Origin of the sequence: Streptomyces sp. NPDC001822 (assembly GCF_042892135.1) — a bacterium.
Taxonomy (GTDB): domain Bacteria; phylum Actinomycetota; class Actinomycetes; order Streptomycetales; family Streptomycetaceae; genus Streptomyces.
In genome coordinates this window covers 38,283-59,821 of record NZ_JBIATW010000019.1, presented here as the reverse complement: position 1 = coordinate 59,821, position 21,539 = coordinate 38,283, and the positions used below count along the sequence as shown (strand labels likewise).

13 protein-coding genes are annotated in these 21,539 nt (G+C 66.3%); 6 read left to right on the top strand and 7 right to left on the bottom strand.

Going from position 1 to position 21,539, the window contains the following annotated elements; genetic code table 11:
• Positions 1-18: 18 nt before the first annotated feature.
• Together ACFYY2_RS31295 and ACFYY2_RS31290 are read right to left on the bottom strand one after the other, a co-directional pair.
• Positions 19-354 (bottom strand): hypothetical protein, encoded by a 336-nt coding sequence (locus ACFYY2_RS31295; RefSeq protein WP_388749255.1) that lies wholly within the window; start codon positions 352-354, stop codon positions 19-21.
• Positions 355-390: 36 nt separating this feature from the next.
• Positions 391-927: a DUF4262 domain-containing protein gene (locus tag ACFYY2_RS31290; RefSeq protein WP_388749253.1), complete on the bottom strand. Its 537-nt coding sequence runs from the start codon at positions 925-927 to the stop codon at positions 391-393.
• Positions 928-1,175: 248 nt separating this feature from the next.
• On the opposite strand from ACFYY2_RS31290, the gene ACFYY2_RS31285 reads away from it, so the two are divergent.
• From ACFYY2_RS31285 to ACFYY2_RS31270, 4 genes are all read left to right on the top strand, one after another.
• Complete coding sequence (locus ACFYY2_RS31285; RefSeq protein WP_388749251.1) at positions 1,176-1,631, top strand: pilus assembly protein TadG-related protein; 456 nt, start codon at positions 1,176-1,178, stop codon at positions 1,629-1,631.
• A gap of 36 nt (positions 1,632-1,667) precedes the next feature.
• Complete coding sequence (locus tag ACFYY2_RS31280) at positions 1,668-5,030, top strand: LysM peptidoglycan-binding domain-containing protein (protein WP_388749249.1); 3,363 nt, start codon at positions 1,668-1,670, stop codon at positions 5,028-5,030.
• Positions 5,031-5,222: 192 nt separating this feature from the next.
• Complete coding sequence (locus tag ACFYY2_RS31275; protein ID WP_388749247.1) at positions 5,223-5,504, top strand: hypothetical protein; 282 nt, start codon at positions 5,223-5,225, stop codon at positions 5,502-5,504.
• Positions 5,505-5,552: 48 nt separating this feature from the next.
• Positions 5,553-5,906 carry a hypothetical protein gene (locus ACFYY2_RS31270; protein WP_388749245.1) on the top strand — a complete coding sequence of 118 codons (354 nt, stop codon included), beginning with the start codon at positions 5,553-5,555 and terminating at the stop codon, positions 5,904-5,906.
• A gap of 569 nt (positions 5,907-6,475) precedes the next feature.
• Here the strand turns inward: ACFYY2_RS31270 and ACFYY2_RS31265 are convergent.
• The 3 genes from ACFYY2_RS31265 to ACFYY2_RS31255 form a co-directional block, all read right to left on the bottom strand.
• Positions 6,476-6,757: a hypothetical protein gene (locus ACFYY2_RS31265; RefSeq protein ID WP_388749243.1), complete on the bottom strand. Its 282-nt coding sequence runs from the start codon at positions 6,755-6,757 to the stop codon at positions 6,476-6,478.
• Between the two features lie 468 nt (positions 6,758-7,225).
• Complete coding sequence (locus ACFYY2_RS31260) at positions 7,226-7,696, bottom strand: NUDIX domain-containing protein (protein WP_388749241.1); 471 nt, start codon at positions 7,694-7,696, stop codon at positions 7,226-7,228.
• A gap of 2 nt (positions 7,697-7,698) precedes the next feature.
• Positions 7,699-8,418 carry an XRE family transcriptional regulator gene (locus ACFYY2_RS31255; RefSeq protein ID WP_388749384.1) on the bottom strand — a complete coding sequence of 240 codons (720 nt, stop codon included), beginning with the start codon at positions 8,416-8,418 and terminating at the stop codon, positions 7,699-7,701.
• Between the two features lie 271 nt (positions 8,419-8,689).
• On the opposite strand from ACFYY2_RS31255, the gene ACFYY2_RS31250 reads away from it, so the two are divergent.
• Both ACFYY2_RS31250 and ACFYY2_RS31245 read left to right on the top strand, forming a co-directional pair.
• A complete protein-coding gene (locus ACFYY2_RS31250) occupies positions 8,690-8,941 on the top strand; it encodes a hypothetical protein (protein WP_388749382.1) in 252 nt (83 codons plus the stop codon).
• On the top strand, positions 8,929-9,174 hold the full coding sequence (locus ACFYY2_RS31245; protein WP_388749239.1) for a hypothetical protein: 246 nt from the start codon (positions 8,929-8,931) through the stop codon (positions 9,172-9,174). Before ACFYY2_RS31250 ends, ACFYY2_RS31245 begins: the two co-directional genes overlap by 13 nt.
• A gap of 1,152 nt (positions 9,175-10,326) precedes the next feature.
• On the opposite strand, the gene ACFYY2_RS31240 is transcribed toward ACFYY2_RS31245, so the two are convergent.
• Both ACFYY2_RS31240 and ACFYY2_RS31235 read right to left on the bottom strand, forming a co-directional pair.
• On the bottom strand, positions 10,327-17,271 hold the full coding sequence (locus ACFYY2_RS31240) for a polymorphic toxin-type HINT domain-containing protein (RefSeq protein WP_388749237.1): 6,945 nt from the start codon (positions 17,269-17,271) through the stop codon (positions 10,327-10,329).
• 202 nt (positions 17,272-17,473) lie between these two features.
• Positions 17,474-21,184, bottom strand: coding sequence for a LamG domain-containing protein (locus ACFYY2_RS31235; protein WP_388749235.1), 3,711 nt, complete (start codon positions 21,182-21,184; stop codon positions 17,474-17,476).
• Positions 21,185-21,539 lie beyond the last annotated feature (355 nt).

The following is a 21,539-nucleotide window of genomic DNA, read 5'->3' as shown; positions in this document are numbered from 1 at the left end:
AGGCACGAGTACTTGGGTTCACGCTCCTCGCGGCACGCACTTCCGGGATCCTTCTCGGCAGGCTGCTCGAGCCGCGAGCCAGATTCCCTCGAACTCGTCGGGGGTGAGGTCCTGCGGCTCGAGTCCCTCCCACTCCTGGAGGGGCACCTCGGCCGTGGCACCGAACATCGACTCGTACTCCACGAGGGTTCCGGCCTGCTGAGCGACTTGCCATTCGGCCAGACAGGCTGCAGCGATCGGCTTCTCACGGGGACCTTGAAGCTCGACCTGGCGGGCGACCCAGCCGTCGGCGTCGATCTCGAAGTAGAACCAAGTGTCTTCCGCAGCCCAGTAGCTGCGGCACCAGTGCTTCATGCCGCTATCGTGCGCGCCGGTGCCGTCGTCGGACGTTCACAGGTTCTGCGTCCATACGCCGGCAGGGTGTTCGTCCGGGAGCACGTCCAGCCTGGGTTGGTGGGAAAGGAGGCTTTCTCCACCGGGCTGCCAGGGCAGGACTCCGTCGCGGTCGGGCCAGACGACCTGAAGGACTGGGAACGGTGGCTTGCGGTAGAAGTTGATCGCGGTGCCGAAGAACGCTTTGTACCAGCGGTAGTCGACAGCTTTGAGCACGACCGGAACAGAGGCGATGTCGTGCCGTATCTGGCCCGCCTCCAGGCGCTGCCCTTCAACAGCCCGCTTGCCGAGGTCGTTCAGGAGCGTCTGCATCATGCGGACATCGAGACCGAACATCGCGAGCTCGGGGATGCGATGGCTATGCCACAAGCCGATCGTGTACGCCCAGCCGGGTGCCTCGTCGCGGCCGACGGGGACCATCGTGACCTGCCAACCGTGCTGCTGAACGACATCGACCGTCGACTGGATGCGGGGGTCCAGTTCTTCGATGTCCCGGCAGACGATGCAGTGGCAGAGGGTGTGACCGGTGGGCATAGCCGCGAGGCTACGGGAGCGGATCGGCTCCATGTTCAGCGGGATCGGTCAGGCGGAGGGGGTGGCGTCAGTGAAGCCGGAGTGGTCGACGACTTCGGTGTAGCGGAGGCTGGCGTTGATGGACGGGTCGAACACCTTCAAGAACTTCCCCCATCGAGGCAGGCCTCTGGCCAGCACCGGAACACGGCCTGCAACAGCGAGGGCTGCCGAACTCACGACTTTTCCGATACGGGAGGAATGACGTGCAGATGAAATTCCTCGGTCGGTTCGACCGTCGTCGACTTGCGTTGTCGCACCGGATGCAGCGGGACGACGGCGGGGTCGTCGTGTTCGTCGCAGCGTGTGTGGTGGCGTTGCTCGGCATCGTCGGGCTGGTCCTTGACGGTGGCGGGAAGCTGCGGGCCACGGAGCGTGCGGACGCTGTGGCGTTCGAAGCCGCCCGGGCCGGCGGTCAGGCCATCAACCCCGCGGCCGCGGTCAGCGGGGACGCGATCCGGGTCGACCCGCAGGCCGCCGCGGCGGCCGCGTACGCCTACCTCGGCCAGGCCGGTGTCAGCGGGGAGGTCACCTTCAGCGACAACAACTCCAAGGTCTTCGTCACGGTCACCGACACCTACGCCACGAAGTTCCTGCCCGTGGTCGGGATCGGCTCCATGGCCGTGTCCGGGCACGGATCCGCAACCCTGCTCCACCAAGCCGACTGACACCCCGCACCATCCTGAGAAGAAGGGCGCCGTTTCATGCCAGAGTCCCCCGCCGGTCTGACCCGGCGCCCACCCGCCCCAGCCCGCCACAGGGGCGCCGGGCTACTGGCGGTGTTGCGAGCCCTGATCAGCCTCGTGGTGCTGGCCGCCCTGCTGGCCGGCCTGCCCATCCTTCTGTGGTGGGCGACCGGTGTGGTCGCACCGGCGGGGCTCAACGTGCTCGGCAGCCTGCTCTCGACGCAGGACAGCGGGCAGGTGTTCCTCCTGGTCCTGTCCGCGGCAGGCTGGGTGGGCTGGGGAATGTTCGCCCTGTCCGTCCTGGTCGAAATCCCCGCCCAGCTACGGGGGCGCACCGCGCCGCAGCTGAGGCTGCTGGTCGGGCAGCGCGCCGCCGCCGCTATGGTCGGCGCTGTCCTGCTGGCCCTGCCGACGGGGACCGCGCTCGCCGCCTCCGCCAGCCCAGCGACCGCCTCCCCCGCCGCCACGTCCACGCTCAGTCCGTCCGATGCCTCCGTGGCCGCTGGGCCGAGTGCGGCGCGGCAGTCCGAGGACAGCAGGCAGGTCACCCACACCGTGGCCGACACCAAGCCGGCCGAGAGCCTGTGGTCGATCGCCCAGGACCGGCTCGGCGACGGCAACCGGTGGGAAGAGATCGCGGCACTCAACGACGGCCGCACCATGGCCGACAGCCAGACCTTCCACGCCGATGCGCCGATCCACACCGGCTGGATCCTGCACCTTCCCGACGATGCCCGCCCCACCACACCCGTGGCCGGCCCCAGCGAGGAGGCCGACAGCGCGAGTGGGCTGCGGACACTGGCTGTTGGCAAGCAGCCTGCTGCGGGTGAGGAGTATGTGGTGGAGGTGGGTGACAGCCTCTCGAAGATCGCGGCGGACGAGCTCGGGGACGAGTCGAAGTACCCGGACATTTTCGAGCTCAACAAGGGCGAAGCCCAGCCCAGTGGAGGCCACTTCACCAACCCGGATCAGATCTTCCCCGGTCAGAGCCTGACACTCCCTGCCACCACACCCGTGCCGGGTGACACCGGGACAGGAGAGAAGCCGGGGTTGAACACACCCGCCCCACAGACTCCCGACACCACCAACCAACCGGACCAGGCAGAGCAGCGCCACGACGACGCCAAGCAGGGCGACGACGAAACGGACCAGCCGTCCCCGAGTACGCCAGCCCCGGAACGCAGCACAACTCCCGGCCACGCCGGCGCCGGATCACCCGCCCCGACCACCGCACCGGGCGCCGGGCCATCCAAGGACGCCACTGCTCCCGCCCCGCGCAGCACCCCGACTTCCGTCCCGTCACAAGCCGGACCGCCTACAACGGCCACACCGAGAGCAGGTGAGGAGTCGTCTGAGTCTGTGCGGCAGGCGGCGCTGGTCGGAGGGATCGGTGCGCTGCTGGCCGCCTCGCTCGCCGGTGCGCTCGGGGTGAAGCGGATCCTGCAGCAGCGACGTCGCAAGGCGGGCGAGAGGATCGCGATCGACTCCGACCCGTCGCTGCTGGAGCAGATCTTCAACACCAGCGGTGAGCCCGCCAGCGCCGCGTTGCTGGACCTGGCTCTGCGCACGCTGGCCGGCGGGGCCAGTGCACAGACGGAGCTGCCGGTCGTGCGCGGGGCACGGATCACGGGTCGGAGCCTGCACCTGCTGGTCGAGGACAAGGCTACGACCCCGCTGTCCCCGTTCACGGCTGGTAAAGAGACGGGCGTGTGGGGGCTGGATGCGGCGGCCGCACTGCTGGACGAGGAAGCCGCCGCCCAGGTCTCCGCACCGTACCCGGGACTCGTCACGCTGGGAGCCACCGGGGACGGTGACCTGCTCCTAGCTGACCTGTTGAACCGTGTGGTCCTCCTTGATGGTCAGGCCGACGACGTTCTCGCTGTCACCCGCGCGCTGGCGCTGGAGGCCGGCACCTGCGGCTGGAGTGACCACACCGAGATCGTGACCGTCGGTCTCGGCAGCCGCCTCGCCACGCTGCTGCCCAAGGGCCGTGTGCGCACGATGCCAACCCTGCAGTCCGTCGTGGCCGATCTCGGCAGCCTCCTCGTCGAAGTCCACCAGCAGGACGAGAACGCCCCCGCTCCCCTGCCCTGGATCCTGATCGGCGCCGGCGACATCGACGGCGACCAGGTCTGGCAGCTCGCCGACGCCATCGCCGCAGCCCGCACCCTCCCCATCGCCGTCGTCCTGCCCGCGAACGACGCCACCCGCCAGGCCTTCCCCGACGCCGACACGATCCCGGCCGCCGCGGACACCCCGGTCGACGTTCCCAACCTGACCGGTGAACCCATCCAGTTGCAGCGGCTCACCAACGAGCAGTACCGAGACTTCATCCACGCCCTCGAAGTCACCGAAGAACCCGCCCAGCCCGCCACCGGCGCCTGGAAACTCGCCGAAGACCACACCCACCCAGTCGGGACACCACTCACCGGCCCCCACACCTTCTACCTCGACGAGGGAAGCCCGGACCCCGGCAACCCGTTCCCCGCCCTACTCGCCTCCACCGATAAGAACGCTCCCGTCGACGACGCCGAAGGCATCGCACCGCAAGAAGGCATGGGCAAGTCCGGTAGCCCAGTAGTCCCCGGGCAAGCGACAGAGCCCGGGGCGCGACGCACCGACGACCTGATCGAGGATGACCCGTCGGCGCCGGAGATCCGCCTGCTGGGTCCGTTGCAGGTCAGTGGCATCAGCAACTCCGGTCACGGGCCCAAGGTCGGGGCGCTCGCCGCGCTGATCTACCTGCGGCCCGGACGTAGCGCCGACACCTTGTGCACGGCGATGGATCCGGTGAACCCGTGGTCGACGCGCACCCTGCAGTCCCGCCTCTCCGAGATCCGCTCCCGCTTCGGCACGGACGCCGACGGGCAGCCCTACCTGCCGCGCCCGAAGACCGGCTACGCGTTCCGCACCGGGATCCGCTCCGACTGGGACCACTTCCAGAAGCTGGCTACGCGCGGCCTGGCTGCCGGCCCGGAGACCGGGATCCCGGACCTGGAGAAAGCCCTCGGCCTGGTCCGCGGCAAGCCGTTCGAGGGCCAGGACTACCCGTGGGCCGACTCCATCCAGCAGGAAGTCATCTCCCGCGTCACCGACATCGCCCACACGCTGGCCGCCTGGCTCTCCGAAGGCGACACCCCCGACATGGACGCAGCCCGCCACGCCGTCCTGCGCGGCCTGGACGTCGACGAGACCTCCGAAGTCCTCTACCGAGACTGGATGCGCATCGAGTGGGCCACCGGCAACACAACCGGCGTGCGTAAAGCCATCTCCCGCCTCCAGCAGATCACCCGCACCTACGACATCTCCCTCGAACCCCTCACCGAACAGGTCATCGACCTGGTTCTGTCCGAGGAGCCAAAACACGCGGCGGCGAAGTGACGGTCTGACCTGGCTCGCCCGGCCACGGGCTACGAGGAGATGCAGGGGCTCAGTGCCATGCTGATCCCGCGAGTGCCCCGATAACCCGAGACCGGGCTCTCGCGGTGGCCCCGCCTCTTCTTCTCCGGGAAGGCGGGGCCAGCCGCTGTCTGGTCGTTGGCGTCCGGCGGGCTGGGGAGGCACCGTGGGGAGATGAGCCCGCCCGTCACTGTTCACCACCTCAGCCCCGATGGCGGCCGTCGCGTATCCGTGCGGAGCGCCGCCGACACGCACATCCTCGGAATCGCGTACAGCGACCGCGATGTCGTCGAGTTCCTGCGTCGATCGGCCAGGACGAGCCTGATCTGCTGCTCGATGACGCTGCTTGGGTCCGGTGGCGTGGCGGAAGGCCGCATGAGTGGGCGGCGGCATGAGCGTCCGGACAGGGCCGCGTGCTGCCTGATTGCGGCTGGTCGCGTGATCGCGGGCAGGTAAGCGGCGTGTGACTCGCACACGACAATCGAACAGACGTACTATCCCGGTGTGCCGACGTATACCTTCCCCGCAGATCTTCGTGACGCTCAGATCGCCCTGCTCCAGGCCCGCGCAGCCCTGGAGCAGTACACCGCCGGTCACCCCGGGTCGGTGGAGCCGATGCCCGGCTGGAAGGCCGAGAAGCAGCTGCACAGCGACTACCGGCCCGAGAAGCCCGAGAGCGCGGGCTACACGCCGGAGCAGAAGGTCGAGGTGGCCCGGCTCCGCAAGGATGCGCTCGACCTGAGCGTGACCGTCTCCACCCATCCGTTCTGGGCGACGGTGGACAGGGGTGAGGTGGTCGAGGCCCGCATGGCCTTGAAGCGCGCCCAGGAGAGCGCGGATACGAACGGGGCCGCCTGACAATGGGCGGCGACGGCGGGATCTCCCGGCTGGAGAAGTGGCGAGCGACGCGCGAGTATCTGGCCTGGCAGCTGCAGTGCGTCGACCGCCAGATCAGAGAGCTCGAAGCTCAGGAGCGGGCCCGCGCCAAGCAGACGTGGAAGATCCAGCCGAGGGCTTCCAATACCACGGCTCTGCTGCACCGCGGGGACTGCACGCGTTACACGGAGGATTTCGGGCTCGTGTCCCGCGAAGAGGCAGTTGTCTCGGCTTCCATACTGGGAAGTCGTAGTATTCCTTGATTAGTGTGTCCACGATTCCACTGGTTTGGAACATTCCTTGCAGTGCGGATAGAGAGTCCACGGACCATTCGGGGAGAACTTGTTCGGCGGGTTGTGGTCGCCAGTCCAGTGTGACCGCACTCGGCGACGCCCTCGACACGCGCTTAGCAGCGGCGGCTACTGCCGTCAAGCGGCAAATCATCGGCCCCGTCGGGAACAGCTCGACGGGGCCGATAATGTACACGTTAGGCGGCGGAAAGATCTACCGATCAGCCAAGACCAAAAGATCGATCAAGCCAGCAGCCCAAGTCACTTGAGGTGTTCACAGTAGGCATCGAAAGCCACGTCGCTCATGTTTCTTACCTCGAACTCTGTTAGCCATCGAGTTTCCAAAGCGATGCGGGCTAGCTCTTCCCCTACAGCGACGAGGACAATTGGCGGCTCATCGGGATCTTCAGTCACGCTGATCGCAACCTGAATGGCTCGTTCAGTATTCAGGCCAGACAACAAGCGTAGCGCGGCAATTCTATCTGCGAGGTCAGTCGATGAGTCCATGACCGCTGCAGTCGCCATTGCTACCTGGTTACTCATCCGGAACTCCCGAATAGTTCATTCAACGCATCCGTCACTTGCCCTGTAATCGGCTTCGGGAGATGGACCGTGTGGTGCGCTTTATTGTTACCTGTCCGCTCCACCCTGAAACCCCTCTCCCTCAAAGCGCCCACCATTGTCGAGCGATACTCACCGGATTCCTTGATCTTCGGAGGTAGGCGAGTCGATGTTGAAATCCCGTGGGGGAAATTATTCTGTTCGGCGCTAACGGCATCCGCCGCCAGCTTCTCCGTGGTTTCTGGGCCACTCCCGAAGCGGTACAGAGTGGTTGCGTCATCAATTCCATTGCAGTTGTGAACGAGTACTGGAGTCTTACCCGCCAGGACATAGTACGTGTGCTACGCGAAGCCTTCGACCTGCTTTCTCGCAGGTCAAGTGCGGTTTGCTGGTCCGGTGACGTGCGTGGTTGTGCGGGGTCGTTGCCGTCAGCTACTGCCGTCAGTGGGTTCAGCCCAGGTAGGGGGTTTCACGGTGTTCCAGGAAGTGCTGGAGCCGAAGCCGTTGGGTGTGGTGCATCGGCAACTGCTCGATCTCTTCCGGCGGTACATACCGGAGTTCGGTGGACTCATCGGAAATCTCCAGCTGGCCGCCGGTGATGCGGGCGGTGAAGCAAACGTTGAACTGGCGGCGGACCTCGCCGTCGGTGTAGGCGATGATGTGTTTCGGGTCGGTGTATGTGCCGACCAGGCTGGTGATCTCGACGTCCAGGCCCGTTTCTTCCTTGACCTCGCGGACGGCCGTGCCGGGCAGGGAGTCGGTGAGGTCCATGCCGCCGCCGGGCAACGCCCACAGGTCGTTGTCGCGGCGGCGCTGGAGGAGGATGCGCCCGTGGTCGTCGGTGACGACGGCGGAGGCGGCGACAACCATGCTGTTCGGCTTGGGCGCATTCGGGGCGTCGTAGTACTCGGTGCGGGCCACGGTCAGCCTTCCTCTCGTACGGGGGTTGCCGTCGTCCACACGGCGACGAAGCTCTCGGCATAGGTGTCGAACATGCCGCCTGCCTCGTGTCGGCGAAGATGCCACACGGGGGCGGCGTAGGCGTTGACGCCCCAGACATGGGCGTTGACGAGTTGCTGGTCGTCGGCCCGGTAGAGGGAGTTGTAGAGCGTGGTGCTGTGGGTGCGGACTTCGATGCCCGGGGTGCCGGCGAGGGGCCTGTAGTGCATGAGTGCGAGGCGGCAGCGGGATTCGATGCCGTGGCCGAAGCGCTCTTCCTGGCCGCGGGCTTGGACGTTGTCGCTGTCGGCGTCCCCGATCGCGATGCGGACGGTGCAGCCTTCGGCGGCGCGTTCGGTGAGGAGTTCGTTCAGCCGCGGGTACGCCTCGTGGAGGAAGACTGCCGCGTAGACCAGGATGTCGATCCGTTCCCGCGCCTGGGCCATCAGGTCGGTGAACGTCGAGACGGGGATGTCGGCCCGCTGCTCGTAGAGCGCGACCAGCTCGGGGCTGATGCCGCGGGCGGGGCGGGCCTGGCGGAGCGCCGGCCAGAGTGCGTGCACGTCTTCTCCCAGGGCCTTGGCCGCCTGGAGGGCGGTGGCACGACGTGGGATACGCCCGAGGTTCACCCAGCGCTCGACCGACTTGGGGTCGACCTCGACCTGCTTAGCGAGTGCGGCGTACGTCCAGCCTCCCGCCGCCATGACGGCTCGTAGTCTCTCGTTCGGCACGAGTCTCCCCCTACATCTCAGGACGGCACTAGGGACGTTCTACACGGTGTAGGACGTCCCGAAGTGGGGTTTGGTGGAGGTTCCTTCGTACCGGTGACCGGCGTGAGGATCGGTGCCGACCCTGCGGCACCAACAGGCCCAGGGGCACGCATCAATGCCGCCGAGGAGCGTCACCGTGCGAATGAGCGCTACCCCATGTTCCCGCCCTGCGACTGGACGCCCGGTCGTGCGACGCCTCGTCGGGGTGGTCACGATGACGTCCTCCACCCCTGATGCCGACGGGAACACCGTCTCGCCCGATGCTGGCGCCCTGGTGGTCGACCGGCGGAGCGGCAAGGTGGGCGTGGTGATGGGGCATGTGGGGCCGTACGTGCAGCTACGACCGCCACGCGGTGGCCGGGAGTGGGACGTGCCGCCCGAGGACGTTCGCCCACCGACTCCGACGGAGGAGTTAAGCGCGAAGGTGGCCGTGGCTAACCGGAGGTGGGGACGGTGACCCCTCGCTCGGTCCTGCGCTACGAGACCTGGACGCTCCAGCCCGACCGCGAGCCGGACGCGGAGCCGGTCCTTTACGAGATGCAGTGCGCCGTGGACGGAGAGACCTCGCCGACAAGCGAGGACTTCGCCGAACCACAGGAATGGGTGCTGCGGCACTGCGGCCAGAACCCGTCTCACCACACCTACCGGGAGATCATCACCCGCCCCTGGCGGACCTGGCGCCAGACGTGACCCGCCTCGCTCGCCCAGGCGCCGCACCGCGCTGACCCACCCGTCTCCCGTCCCTGCCGGGCGCAGCCGATCGAGGCTCCCCCGTCCTCGTCAGCCCCGGCAGGGACGGGCCTTCACGTGTGCGCCGCGCCCATGACCGTAAGGTTCTGGCCTCAGCCCCAGAAAGTCAGCCACGACGGCGGGCGCGCCAATCGATCACCCGCCACGTGTGTCTCGCTCAACCCCGCACCGCCATCAGCCCAGTTATCTCCATCGTCACGGCCCCCAGCCAGGCACAACGGCCGCGTTCTGGACGACAGCTCCGCCGGAGTGCCGACGCCGCACGGTACGAGATCACCGGACGGCCTCTCGGGGGCCCGGCCGGTCTGCTGCTGAGCGGTCGGACAGCGGGGCTTCCGATTGACAGTCCGGCCTGTACCTCTGGGCTCTGCGCGCAGAGTGGTCGGCGGCCGTCGCCAGCGGGGCGGCAGACAGGAGCGGGCGGCGGTCACCGACCGCCGGCGCGCGGCGGCCCGCGTCAGCGGGACGCCCTTGATCAAGTAAGGAAACTCTGAACAGCTCGCCTATCCAGCCAGCCGACTGCGACGAGCCAGCACTCCGTGCAGCGCTCATCCGCTGGCGTTGCCGTCAACTACTGCCGTCAGACAGCCGAGCAGACGTCCGGAGCCCTGCCGGGGATGGACCCGGCGGGTCCTCTCACATTCCACCCAGAGACACTCAGCTCACCTTCATGAAGCATGGGAACCCCGGCATGCCTACGGTGAGGCGACCGCCCATTTCCAGTGTGGGTGAATAGAGGCTGCGACAGCCCTGACGAGGAATTCGAAAAGCCCTGTCGCAGGCATCTGATCGCCATTTGACAGGGCTTTCCATCCGGAAAATTGATTACGAAATCACCACAGGCGGGCCACCTCGCTATTTCCGGAGTCTAGGACAACATAGTCAGACTCTCCCGGGTAGGGCAGCCAAACTGATATTCCATTCGGCCAGATATTAATCTCGACGGAGGGAGCAAGGCTCGGATCCAGCTGCAACGTTATGAACTCGTCGGCGTCGAGCGTGAAGACGACCCCACCCGGCTCGAACGTAATTCGTGTCGACCCGGCTGTTGCAGCGAGCTTCATTTCCATCATCGAACGATTAGCCTCCATACTAGCTCCAGGCGTTAATTATCTCCTGCAACAGTTGCACACGGTTTCTTGCGGTGTTCACGGGCGCCCTGGAGTTCTGCGCACCCCGTCCGGCTGCGCCGCCCTTGCCCGCATTAACAGCCCCCTGATAGAAGTCCTGGAGCTTCTCTGCGTCGCCCCGACTGGCAAGTCCACGGAGAACCCCCGGCGTGCGCGTTCCAATAAGTTCCCCGGGGTCACTGTTGCCCCAAATCTTGTTGCCGACGACATTCATTCTTCCCCCCTCAAGCGTCGGCGGCTTTACGTAGCCGCCGCGTTCGGGAAGAGCGTTAGCCAGGTCTTCGGCGACACCGTCGGAACCCACACTGAATCGTGTTCCCCCACAATTGTGAACGAGGACCGGCGTGGCGCCTGCGAGCACATAGTACGCGTGGATGTCCGCGATGGTGAGGTCGTGGGTTCGTTGGCGCTTGGTGTAGTGGGTTACTTCGGAGATCTGGACGCGCCTGCCTGCACTGGTGCGCAGGGACTGTCCGACCTGAAGGTCTCCCGCTTTGACCCATTTCTTGAGGTCGGGGACCCAGAACGGGTGTGTGTCAGTGGCTACGATGCTTGACTGGTCGCCATCATGGGAGATGAAGATCTTCGTGAAGGCCTTGTCGTCTTCCGTCGTGATCGTGTCGACGACCTTCTTTGCGACCGTCTCTCCACTCTCGGCGTCTGTGGTGACGACGACGTCTCCGGCTTCGACATCCTCGATGGCTTTCCGTTTACCGTTGGCTAGGAGTACGCCGGTGCCGGGCAGGAAGCTGTGACACGCATTGAATTTTTTTCCGGCCTTGTGGGTCGCGACCAATAGGGAGACATCGAATGTAATCTTGGCTGACCCCTCTGCAGATCGCCCATTATCGAAGTCGCTGTAGATCTCACTTCCTCTTGCGTAGAGGGCATTTACCGTCGCCGCTCCGGTGATCTCTTCTATTTGATTTTGGACGATCTCGAAGCACGAATCGCCGGATGTGACACAGTTCCGGTCCTGTTCGAATTCCTCGACTCCCTGGTCCCAGATGCTGGTGCCCAGGTTCTTCGCCTGCCCTACGAAGGTCTTGACGAATCGAAGGCCCCAGCTTCCTCCGCTGTTGGTGTGATTTGTTCCACCTGTATTGCCTTTTGGTATGTGGACTACAGCGTTGCGGGTTTGGGACATGTCGGGCGCGTTGTGGACGACGCGGACGGGGTTGTTCTTTCCGGTGCCGGTGCCGCCGATGGGGTAGCCGTTGCCGCAGACGTCGGCTGGGCACATTCCGGTGGGGTCGCTGGAGGTGACGGGGTTGTTGCCGGCGTAGCTGTAGCCGTTGAGGGATTGGTGCTGTGTGAGGGTGAGGACGGGGTCGACGCTGATGAACTGGCCAATGCCTGGGTCGTATTCGCGTGCGCCGATGTGGGTGAGGCCGGTGGTGGTGTCGGCGGGTTTGCCGAGGAAGGCTTTGTCGTCGGGCCAGGCGGTGCCGGTGGTGGTGCCGCGGGGTGCGCCGAAGGGGGTGGTGTAGCGCTTGCTGAGGGCTTGGGTCGTGCCGGCGTCGATGGCCAGGGCGCCGGTGCCGTGGTGGTCCGAGGTCAGGAAGACCAGGGCGGGGGCGCCGGATTTGTTGGTGCGGGTGGCGATCGTGGTGCCGCCGACGGTGTAGGTGCGGTTTGCCCAGTATTTGGGAGTGGTTGTGGTGGTGTCGAGATGGACTTCGGTGATGCCGTCGAGGTAGAGGATGCTCTCGCCAGCGGTGTTGCGCCGGATGAGGAGTTCACCGTCGGCGTCGTAGATGTAGTTGGTGGTGCTGGTGGTGCTTCCGGCGGTCTCCTTGGTCTGGGCGAGGTCGGATTCCTCGTTCCAGGTCAGGGCCTGGGTGGCTGACCCGTCGGGACGGGTCAGGGTATTGCCGGTCGTGTCGTAGGTGTACTGGGCGGTGGCTGCGGTGCAGGCGGCTGTGGTGGTGGCGGTGAGGGTGTGGGGCTGGGCCAGCTTGGTGTAGCAGTAGTTGCGGGTGGTGTTGGTGGTGTGGTTGGTCTCGGTGGAGCGCTGGCCTCCGTTGGTGTAGGTGTAGGAGGTCCAGTAGGGGGCGGCGCCGCCGATGTTGTTGGTGGTGCGGCCGGTGGTGGCGCAGTCGGCGGTGGTGGGGGTCCAGGCGTCGGTCAGGCGTTGGTAGCCGTCGTAGGAGAAGCACTGGTTGTCGGCTTTGCCGGTGCCGCCGAGGGTGGTGGGGTCGCTGAGTGCGGTGACGTTGCCGCTCTGGTCGTAGGTGTAGTTGAGCTCTTGGAGTTCGTAGGAGTGGGTGTCGTCGGTGACCTTTGACTGGGTCAGCCGGTCGGTGCCGTCTTCGTAGGTGTTGCCTATGTGTGTGTGCTTGATGCCTTCGGCGGCGGAGGTGCCCAGGGTGAGGGTTTCGGGCAGCCCGGTGGCGGAATAGCTGGCGCCCAGCAGGTAGCTGCTTGTGCCGCCGACGTCGGTGGGCAGCCCTGCCGCGTTGTAGTGGGTCTGGATGATCTCGGAGGGCATCCCGCCGGCCGCGGGTTCGCTGGTGTTCTGCTGGGTGCCGTCGAGGTTGTAGGCGGTGGTGAAGGTCAGGGGGGATTTGACGGCGTCGAGGGTGACCAGCTGGTCGGTGGCGGGCAGGGTCAGTTGGCTGCCGGTGACCCGGTAGAGGGTGTCGTAGGCGGTGACTTTGCGGGTGTAAGCGGTGCCCGTGGTGCCGCTGCCGCCGACGTAGCGGGTTGAGGCGTCGAGTTGGCCCTTGGCGAGAGTGTCGTAGGTGCGGGAGGTGAGCTGGTTGGCTGGGATCTGTTCCTCGAGGGTGGAGGTGAGATCTGCGGTGGCCGGAGCCTTCCACGTGCCGGTGGGGCGGCCGAGGACGTCGTAGGCGGTGATCAGGACCCGGCCGGCCGCGTCCTTGCTCCAGGAGGGCTGGTCCAGAGGGGTGTAGCCGGTGGTGGTGGTGCCCTTGTCCGGGTCGCTGACGCTGGTCTGCCGGCCGAACAGGTCGTAGGAGTAGGTCCAGGAGGAGTTGTCCGGTCCGGTTACCGTCTTCGGCTGGCCGCCGCTGGTGTAGGTGTAGGAGGTGGAGGTATGCGCGGCGCCCAGTGCGCCGCCGTAGCCGGTGTCCGCGGGGGAGGCGCCGGCGTATTCGCGGCGTTCGGTTGTGCGGCCCTGGGCGTCGGTGATGACGCGGGTGGCGGAGCCGCCGTCCAGTGCGGTGGTGGCTGTGGAGTCACCGGTGTAGCTGGTAGTGCTCGACTGCTTCTTGACTCCGAAGACCAGGAGGCTGCTGGTGACGGCGCGGCCTGCCCCGTCGAAGACGGTCTCCACCTGCTTGGGTGCCCCGCCGTATTCGGCCCTGCTGTATTCGCTGTTGGGGGCATGGGTGGTGTCGGGGATGTCGGCGAACGATTCGTAGGCCAGACCGCGGCTGTCGTAGCGGGTGTCGCTCAGCAGCCGGCCGCCATCCGCCGCCGGTACCTGGGTCTGCAGCGGCCGCAGCAGCGCGTCGTAGAGGGTGTAACTGGTGTTGTAGACGTTGTTTCCGCGGATGGTGGCGGTGGAGACCCAGGACGGTTCGGTCTTCGAGAGGTGATAGGCGTAGGTGTAGTTGGCGCTCTGGTTGCCGCTGTGGGACCGGTTGGGCAACCAGACGCTCGTTATTCGGCCGAGCGCGTCGTACGCCGACTCCGTCAGGTTCTTGTTGACGTCGAAGACCGTGAGGGGGGAGCCTCGGCCCGGGTCGAAGAAGCTGATGACCTTCTGTGTCGTGATGGGGCTGGTGACGATGGTCTGCGTCAGGGGGCCTGCGGCGACTGGGGTGTAAGCGGTCGTGGTGGTGTTGTTCGCGGTGTCGGTGACGGTGCGGAGTCGGCCGAGGGTGTCGAAGGTGGACTTGGCGAGGGTCTGCCAGGTGCTGGGCATTCGTTCACCGCCGCTCGCAGCGGCTGGGTAGGCCGTGGCCCGGCCGCTCCAGCTGGCGTCGCCCGTGGTCGGGGTCTGGTCCTGCTTCCAGGTGGTGGCGGTGGTGTTGTCGTAGACGGTGGCAGTGTCCGCGAGCACGTCGCCCGGGGTCGCGCTGGTCGCGGGCAGGGACAGGGCGGTCTCGGCGGTGGCGCAGGGCTGGCCGACAGTGCGGGTACGGGAGACCAGAGAGGTGATGCCGAGCGCGGAGTTTCGGGCGTACCAGGTGCGGGTGCAGGCTTCGTCGCCGGTCTTGGCGGTGTCCCCGGTGGTTTCGGAGGCGGTGGCCATGCCGTAGGTGTCGTAGGTGGTTGTCGCTGTGGTGGTGCGCCAGGTTTTGGGGACGGTGAGGTAGGTGTGGGTGGAGGTTTTCGCGGTGCGGACGTAGTACGCCTCGATGTCGGCGTACGACTTGTGCTGGGTTGCCGTTTTCTGCATCCACGGGTCGCTGACGCTCACCGCGACGGGGGTGGTGCCGTCGTAGGTGATCTGTTCGCGAAGCGTGCCGGCGTAGGGGTCACTGTCCTTGAAGTCGGGCACGTCCAGGCCCGCCACGTCGATCCCGGCGACGTCGGCCGGGCGGGTGCCGCCCGTTTTGGTCCGGTCACCGTCCATGCCCTGCAGATACAGGGAGACACTCTTGGACTTGGTGCTTCCGCTGCCCGTGGTTGTGGTGACCTGTCCGTAGCCTCGCCAGAGCGACCAGGTGCGCTCGTCCTCGGGGGTGAAGGGGTCGTCGTTGTAGTGCCAGGCGGGGGCGGCGTAGGAGTAGGCGCTTTGCATGGTCTCGCCGTGGCCGCTGGGGTCGGAGGAGACCACCGCGAGGACGCGGTACTTGTTGAACCAGTCGATCGCGGCGCCCTTGGAGCCGTTGATGTGCCAGTACTGCGGGTAGCAGCTGGTTGTGTTGTCGTCCTCTGCCGGCATGCTGGAGCCGCGCACGCACCCCGGCTCGGAAAGGGTCACCGTGGTGATGGCGCCGGTCTCGGAGGTGATGGTGTCGATGCGGGGCCGGTCGAGGGGAAGGATGTCATCCAGTGGGGCGTCGACCCGGTTGGGGCGCATCTGGTAGGTGAAGGTGACCGGGTCCAGGGCGATCGGGGTTGTGCTGCCGTTCTTCCCGGTGTGCTGAATGGATGTCAGGGTCAGTGTCTGGTCGCTGGTGTCGCCGATGTCGCCGCCGTCCTTGAACGCCTGGGTCAGTGTCCAAGCGTCGACGGGCTTGTAGGCGGCCGGGCTTGCCGCAGCCGCCCAGACGGATGTCTCGACTCCGGTCAGGCGCTTGCGGGTGAAGAACGACGGGGCGACCACGTCACAGTCGGCGCCGGCTGCGCAGATGCTGTCGTACGGGACGTCGGGCCACTTGTCCGCTGTGTCCTTCGTGAGCGAGGTGCAGTCGGCGGCGGTGCAGCGCTCGTCATAGGTGAGGGTGACCTTGTTGGAGGCGTCGGCGGTGAAGAGGGTGGCCTTGTTCTGCCCGTAAAGGATCTTTGTGAGGTAGCCGCCACGCGTGTACTGGGCGGTGGCGGTGTCCGAGCCGTTCTTCGCGTAGGAGTTGCTCTCCGCCGTGTACCAGTAGGACATGGCGTTGCCGTGCAGGTCCTCGACGTAGTCGAGGTTCCAGCGCCAGGCCTGGTTCTTGGACCGGCCGGAGAAGGTGGTGGCGGAGGAGTAGCCAGGCTCGCCGTCGTCGTCGCCGAAGACGGGGACGGTCCAGACCGAGTTGGTGCGCTCGGTGCCTGCGCCGGACAGTTTGTTGAGACCAAAGACGTACTTGGTGCCGTCTCCTGTGGTCACGGTCCAGTACTCGCCCGCGCCGTCGCTGTCATCGTCTCCCTCGTCGGCGTTGTCCGCGCCGGTGGAGTGCGTGACGGTGGAGGCGTCGTCGTTCTTCAGCCGCCACTCGCCCGTGGTGTCGTCCTTGACCAGTTCGGTCGATGCGCCGTTCAGGACCAGGGAGGCGTTGTCGTACTTCCAGCACTGGTCGAACTTGTCGGCCTGACCATCTTGGTCGCACGGTCCGTAGTTGCGCTCGACGTAGGAGGCGGTGTTCAGGTCGAAACCTTCGCCTACCTGCGTCGTCTGGTTGTTGGTCGTGGCCGTCTTGCCGTCCACACTCCCGGAGTTGTAGGTAAGGGAGGGGGAAGGTGCCGGACCTGCGGCCGGCGAGGGAGCCGCCATGTCGTAGGACCAGGTGAATGCGCCTGATGATCCGCCAGCCTCCCAGGCGGAGGACGATGCCAATGGCGTGGCCGCGTAGTTGCCAGAACCCGACGCCGATTCGCCCGGTGCGCCCGCGGCGAGCGCGAGCACCGTCCCTGCCGGCCCGGCCGACAGGTCGACGCGCGCCGTCAGTGTCCGGGCGGAGACATGGTTGTGTGAACTGACGGGGACCGCTTTCCCGCAGGCCGCCTTGGCGGGAGTGGTCAGTACGCAGTCCGGCAGGCGTACCAAGCGCAGCCGTCCGGCCCAGCCACCGCCGTAGGCGGAGGCGAAAGCCCCGTAGTTCACTGAGAGTTCAGCTGTGCCGGGGCTAGCGGCGGCTGCACTGAGCAGGACGCCTTTGATCCCGGCGGCCGTCGCGGCGTCCTGTCCCAGAGTCCGCACCGTCACTTGACCGCTGGCGGCAGCTTTGCGTTTGCCTCCGGCCATCGGGGTGATCGTGACGGGGAGGCCGCCTGACGTAAGCCGGGCAGGGGCGCCGCGATGCAGCGTCGCGGCCGCTGCTGCGGCGTGCGGCCAGGTCTTCGTCTGCTGGGCCCGTGCGGTTGCCGCTTGAGCTGCGTTTACGGTCCAAGCGGCGGCGACGTGATCACGGGCCTTCTTCGCACCCAGGCCCTTGACCTCGGTCAGTTTGCTGACTCTGTGGGCGGGTGGCTGCTGCCGGCCCAGCCCTTCAGGGTCCGCTGCCTGGCTCACCGATGTGAGCCCGGTGGGTATGGACAGGGCGAGCGCGAGTCCGAGTACCAGCGACACTCTTCTGCCCTGGCTCCCCCCGCTCCGCACCTGAAATCTCTTGCGGGCTGACCTGCCCTTGGTGCTCATGACTGATCTCCACACCTGCACGATTCACGCCCGCCGGGTAAGAAGGGATATGGGAGGAGGAAGGAAACAAGAGGAGCCACCGGACCGAGGCCCGGGCGGCGCCGTAGGGCACCCAGTCCAAGCGTGCGGACGGCTATTCACCGACCACCGCCGCGAGCTGGGCCTCGTTGGCGACGGCTCCCGCCCAGAGCCGGATGTCCGTAAGGGCAGCCGGTGCGTAGTGGTCCCATGCGCCGGCCACGTAGCCCTCGCCGACGGCGAAGTCGCCGGTGCCTGCCACAGCTGTGAAGGCGTGCGTAGCCCCTGCGCCGGACTCGGTCGACTTGAGGTAGAGATGGATCTCACCCGTGATGGCGTCGTAGACACCCGTGAGCTGGACGGGGCTGCCGGTCTCCGCTGCGGTGTCCGATTGCACGGCGGTAAAGGAACCATCCGTGTTGAGGCGGCCGAACTCCCAGTAGCCCTGGGGAACAAGCACCTGATTGCCGTCGTCGTCGACCTCGGTAGTCGAACCGTCGCGGTGATACCACAGACCCCACGACGAGCCGTCCGCACTGCGCTGTCCCAGGATCTGGCCGCTGTACCCGTCAGGCTTGGCCATCAGCGCGGTCTTGTTGAGCGCCACCTCGCTGGTGACCGTGAAGGAGCCAGTGTCGTCCACCAGCGGTCCCGGCGTGGTTGCGGCGCCGTTGAGACCGTCGAGGACGATGGCTTCGCCGTCCAGGGTCGCGCCGCCCGAGAGGGTCAGGGTGCGGCCGTAGCCGGTGGTCGTGTCGGGGAGCGTGGCGCCGCTCGCACCGGCCGGGTTCCACGCTGCCGTCAGTTCCACCGCTGGGTTGTTTGAGGAGTCCAGCAGGCGGGACTCCGTGGCAATTCCCTCGTCGGTCAGGGGCCGTTGCCACACGGCTACCTCGTCCACCCGGCCACGCCAGTATTCCTTGAACTCGTTGAACTTCGAGCTGCGTCGTCCGAACTGCATGACACCGTCCGTGGTCTGCGCCAGCGAGGCGGCAGGCAGAGCCACCGGGGTCCCTTGCCGACGGCCGTTGACGAAGAGGCTGATCGTGCGCGCGTTCTTGTCGTACACACCCGCCAGGTGCGTCCATGCCTTCAGCGGAACACCGGCGGATTCAGCGTTGACACCCAGCTGCTTTTGCACGCCGCCCTCGTTCCACGTCCACAGGAACACCCACCGCTTCACGCTCGGGGAGTAGTACAGGGAGAACCCGGAACTGTCGCTGCCCATCTGGGAGAGAACTCCGCGGTAGGCGGAGTCGTCCGTCAGATAAGCCCATGCCGAGACCGTGAACGAGGACTGGGTGTTGACAGCCGGGGCCTGCGTAGCCGCATAGCCCGCCTGATGAGCCGTGTCGCTCGTGTCGTTGAGGAACAGAGAGCGATCTCCGTCTCCGCGCCGCGCGAACGTCGACCATCCCGCACCTGCCGCGGTGTTCAGGGTCGCCGGGTGTCGGACGCCCTCCGTCGCGCTGTCCAAGGCCGTGGTGACGGTGGATCCCGGCGGCTGGTCATCGAAGTGCCAGCGCCCCGTCGCCTCCTGCCCTTCGGCGACCTTGAACTCGACGATCGCCTTCGCACCCCAGCGGCCGGAGCCCACGCTGTCCTGCGCCCGCACCTGCAACTGCTGGGTGCCGGCCAGCTGGGGTGTCACGCCGGCCTGCACGGTCGCCCCGGTGATCGGCGCGGACCAGGACGGTGAGCTCGAGAGCTTGTACTGGTAGGCGGCGTTTCGATCACCGGAGGCCGGTGCGAAGGTGAAGTTGCCCTTGATTCCGGGGCCGCCCCCCGGCGCACAGGCGTCTGGCAGGCAGAGCGTGTACGGGCCGTCGAATGTGATGCTGGGGGCCTTGGGGGCGGTGGTGTCCACGAGGAAGTAGCACCAGCCCTTGGTGGTCAGGGTGCTGTGCGACTCGATGAGACTGGTGTCCCCGTTGTAGTAGGACCGGGTGAACACCGCCATCCGGTAGAGGGGGCCTTCGCTCAGAGTGATGGGCGAGCTGACCGCCACTGCCTGGTTGTCCCTGACGAAACCTGCACTGGGCCGCACCGGTTCCGTCGCCACGCCCCACGTGCCGTCGCTGTTCTTCTTCTGCACGTAGAAGTGCGCACGCAGACTGGCTTCGCTTTCCCCTCCGGCGACGGTCTGTGCGGTGGCGGTCATCGTCGGCGTCGGGTCGGAGATCACGTCGGGATCCGCCGGGTTGGTCTCGCAGCTGATGCCGGTTCCCTCGACGATGCCCGCGCTGGTCGGCGGGGCGGGCAGCCCAACGTAGGTGACGTCCAGGACCGCATCGTCATCGAAGCGCTTCCAGCTGTTCGGATCGTTCTCGTCATGCGCTTTGAGCATCAGCGTCAGTCGGGAAAACGTCCCAGCCGCGAAGGACTGGACCGTGGGGGTGAGATTCTCGTACGCCTGCTTGGAATCATCGTGGAACTCGATAGGGGCGTCCGGCTGATCAGGACTGCAGGCCGTGCCCCGCCCCGCGGACACCGTCCGGTCGACCATCACGTCCCAGCCGCTGGAAGCCGGCCCCGGCCACCGGGTGGCAGACGAGATGTTCCCGGTCCGCACCAGGTCGACCGTCGAGGGAACGCACGACATGGACCAGCGCTCGGTTACTCGGAACGTTGCGTCCAGGACCCGCTTGCCCGCCAGTTGCGTCGGCGCGAACTCGAAGTACATCCGGTTCGCATACGAGGTCTCCGAGCACACGTAGCCGACGCCGCCGGTCACGTAGATGCTGCAGCGTCCAACGCCCTTCCCGTCGGTGCCGCCCGAGAAGTTGTAGGAGGTGTCCGGCCCCGAGGACAGCAGCGTGCGCTCGGACTCACCCCACGACACGTCCGGGTCGATGTACTGCGGGAAGACCGCGTCCTCGCCGGTCAGCATCGCGGCGTCGGGCACCACGGTGATCGACTCGGCGTCGGTGTGCACCGGCAGAACCGTGGAGGCGTCGCCGTTTCCGGGTCCGCTCGCCGGATCCGGCGTGGACTCACCGTCTGCGTCCTCCGAGAGAAGGGCGTCGGACGGGCGGGGCGCCGGCACGTTCTTGGTGACTCTGTCACCGGCAGAGTCCCACTGCCGTGCGGCTGGGGACCGGAAAACGGTGGTGCCGTTCTCATCCACCGCCGAGAGGCTCCCCAGGCCCTCCTTACGCAGGGTCAGCCTTTCGGTTTTGACGGGGAACTGCAGCTTCTTCAACTCTGCGCTGGCAGCAGCCTCAGCGGTCTTCACGATGAGGACCTCACGGTAGCCCTCAACCTCGGCCGTCAACTGCAGATCCACACCAGGCAGCACATCCGCGTACCGGGCGGTCGCGCCCGTCAGCGTCGGCGTGGGCAGAACCCCCGGCCAGCCCACCCCAAGAGAACGGCCGCTCTTCGACACCTTTACCAGGCCCTCGCCATCACCGCTGCCGGAGAACGACAAGGCCGCAACCGCGGCCTTCGGACCGACCGAACCATCCGCGCGACGAATGAGCGTCGTATCCGGGGTGACCCATGACCCGTCAGACTGCCTGACCCTCACGGGAACCGCGGACTGCTCAAGAGTGAAGGTCAGCCCGTCAGGGTTCGCGTAAGTCGTCGCGTACTCCGTGCGCTGCTCGACCACCTCCTGACGCTCGCCGGTTTGAACGGCCTTCGCCGCAGCGGCCCTCGCACCCGAGGCCGCAGGCGTGCGCTCAGTTGCCCGGGCCGCAGATGCAGACATCGTTCCCCACGCGGGAATACCCGCGAGCAACGTGGACATCACCACAGCCGACCAAAGCCGACGCGCCTTCCTGCAGCCTGTCCGGCCACGGCGACGCCCCACCACCCCGCCCATATTCCCCACCCCAGGCTCACAAGATCGTCACAGACTCGCAGACCATAGGTGATCACCCATTGATCCCGTCAACAGCAAAAAAAGGGCACGCAAGTAGGCTTCATCCAGACGTTTATGACAGCCCGTCAACACTTCAATAAACCTAATGAGTACACCCGTGAAATTCACGCAGAGAAAACCACGAAAAGTGTATTAAAAATGAACAGAAATATAATTTAAGATGGCTTACAAGAGAATGACTCGCGATATAATGGGCGGGTAAAATAGTTTCAAACATTGCGGCAGACACCGCCGGGTGTGGAGAGCGATGCATCCACTCCCTCGCGTTCAGCGGTAGGTGGGCGAATGACTCGTC

Coding starts and splice junctions, on each gene's coding strand:
- ACFYY2_RS31235 (WP_388749235.1), bottom strand. CDS start 21,184: ATGGGCGGGGTGGTGGGGCGTCGCCGTGGCCGGACAGGCTGCAGGAAG.
- ACFYY2_RS31280 (WP_388749249.1), top strand. CDS start 1,668: ATGCCAGAGTCCCCCGCCGGTCTGACCCGGCGCCCACCCGCCCCAGCC.
- ACFYY2_RS31295 (WP_388749255.1), bottom strand. CDS start 354: ATGAAGCACTGGTGCCGCAGCTACTGGGCTGCGGAAGACACTTGGTTC.
- ACFYY2_RS31290 (WP_388749253.1), bottom strand. CDS start 927: ATGCCCACCGGTCACACCCTCTGCCACTGCATCGTCTGCCGGGACATC.
- ACFYY2_RS31275 (WP_388749247.1), top strand. CDS start 5,223: ATGAGCCCGCCCGTCACTGTTCACCACCTCAGCCCCGATGGCGGCCGT.
- ACFYY2_RS31285 (WP_388749251.1), top strand. CDS start 1,176: ATGAAATTCCTCGGTCGGTTCGACCGTCGTCGACTTGCGTTGTCGCAC.
- ACFYY2_RS31265 (WP_388749243.1), bottom strand. CDS start 6,757: ATGAGTAACCAGGTAGCAATGGCGACTGCAGCGGTCATGGACTCATCG.
- ACFYY2_RS31255 (WP_388749384.1), bottom strand. CDS start 8,418: ATGGCGGCGGGAGGCTGGACGTACGCCGCACTCGCTAAGCAGGTCGAG.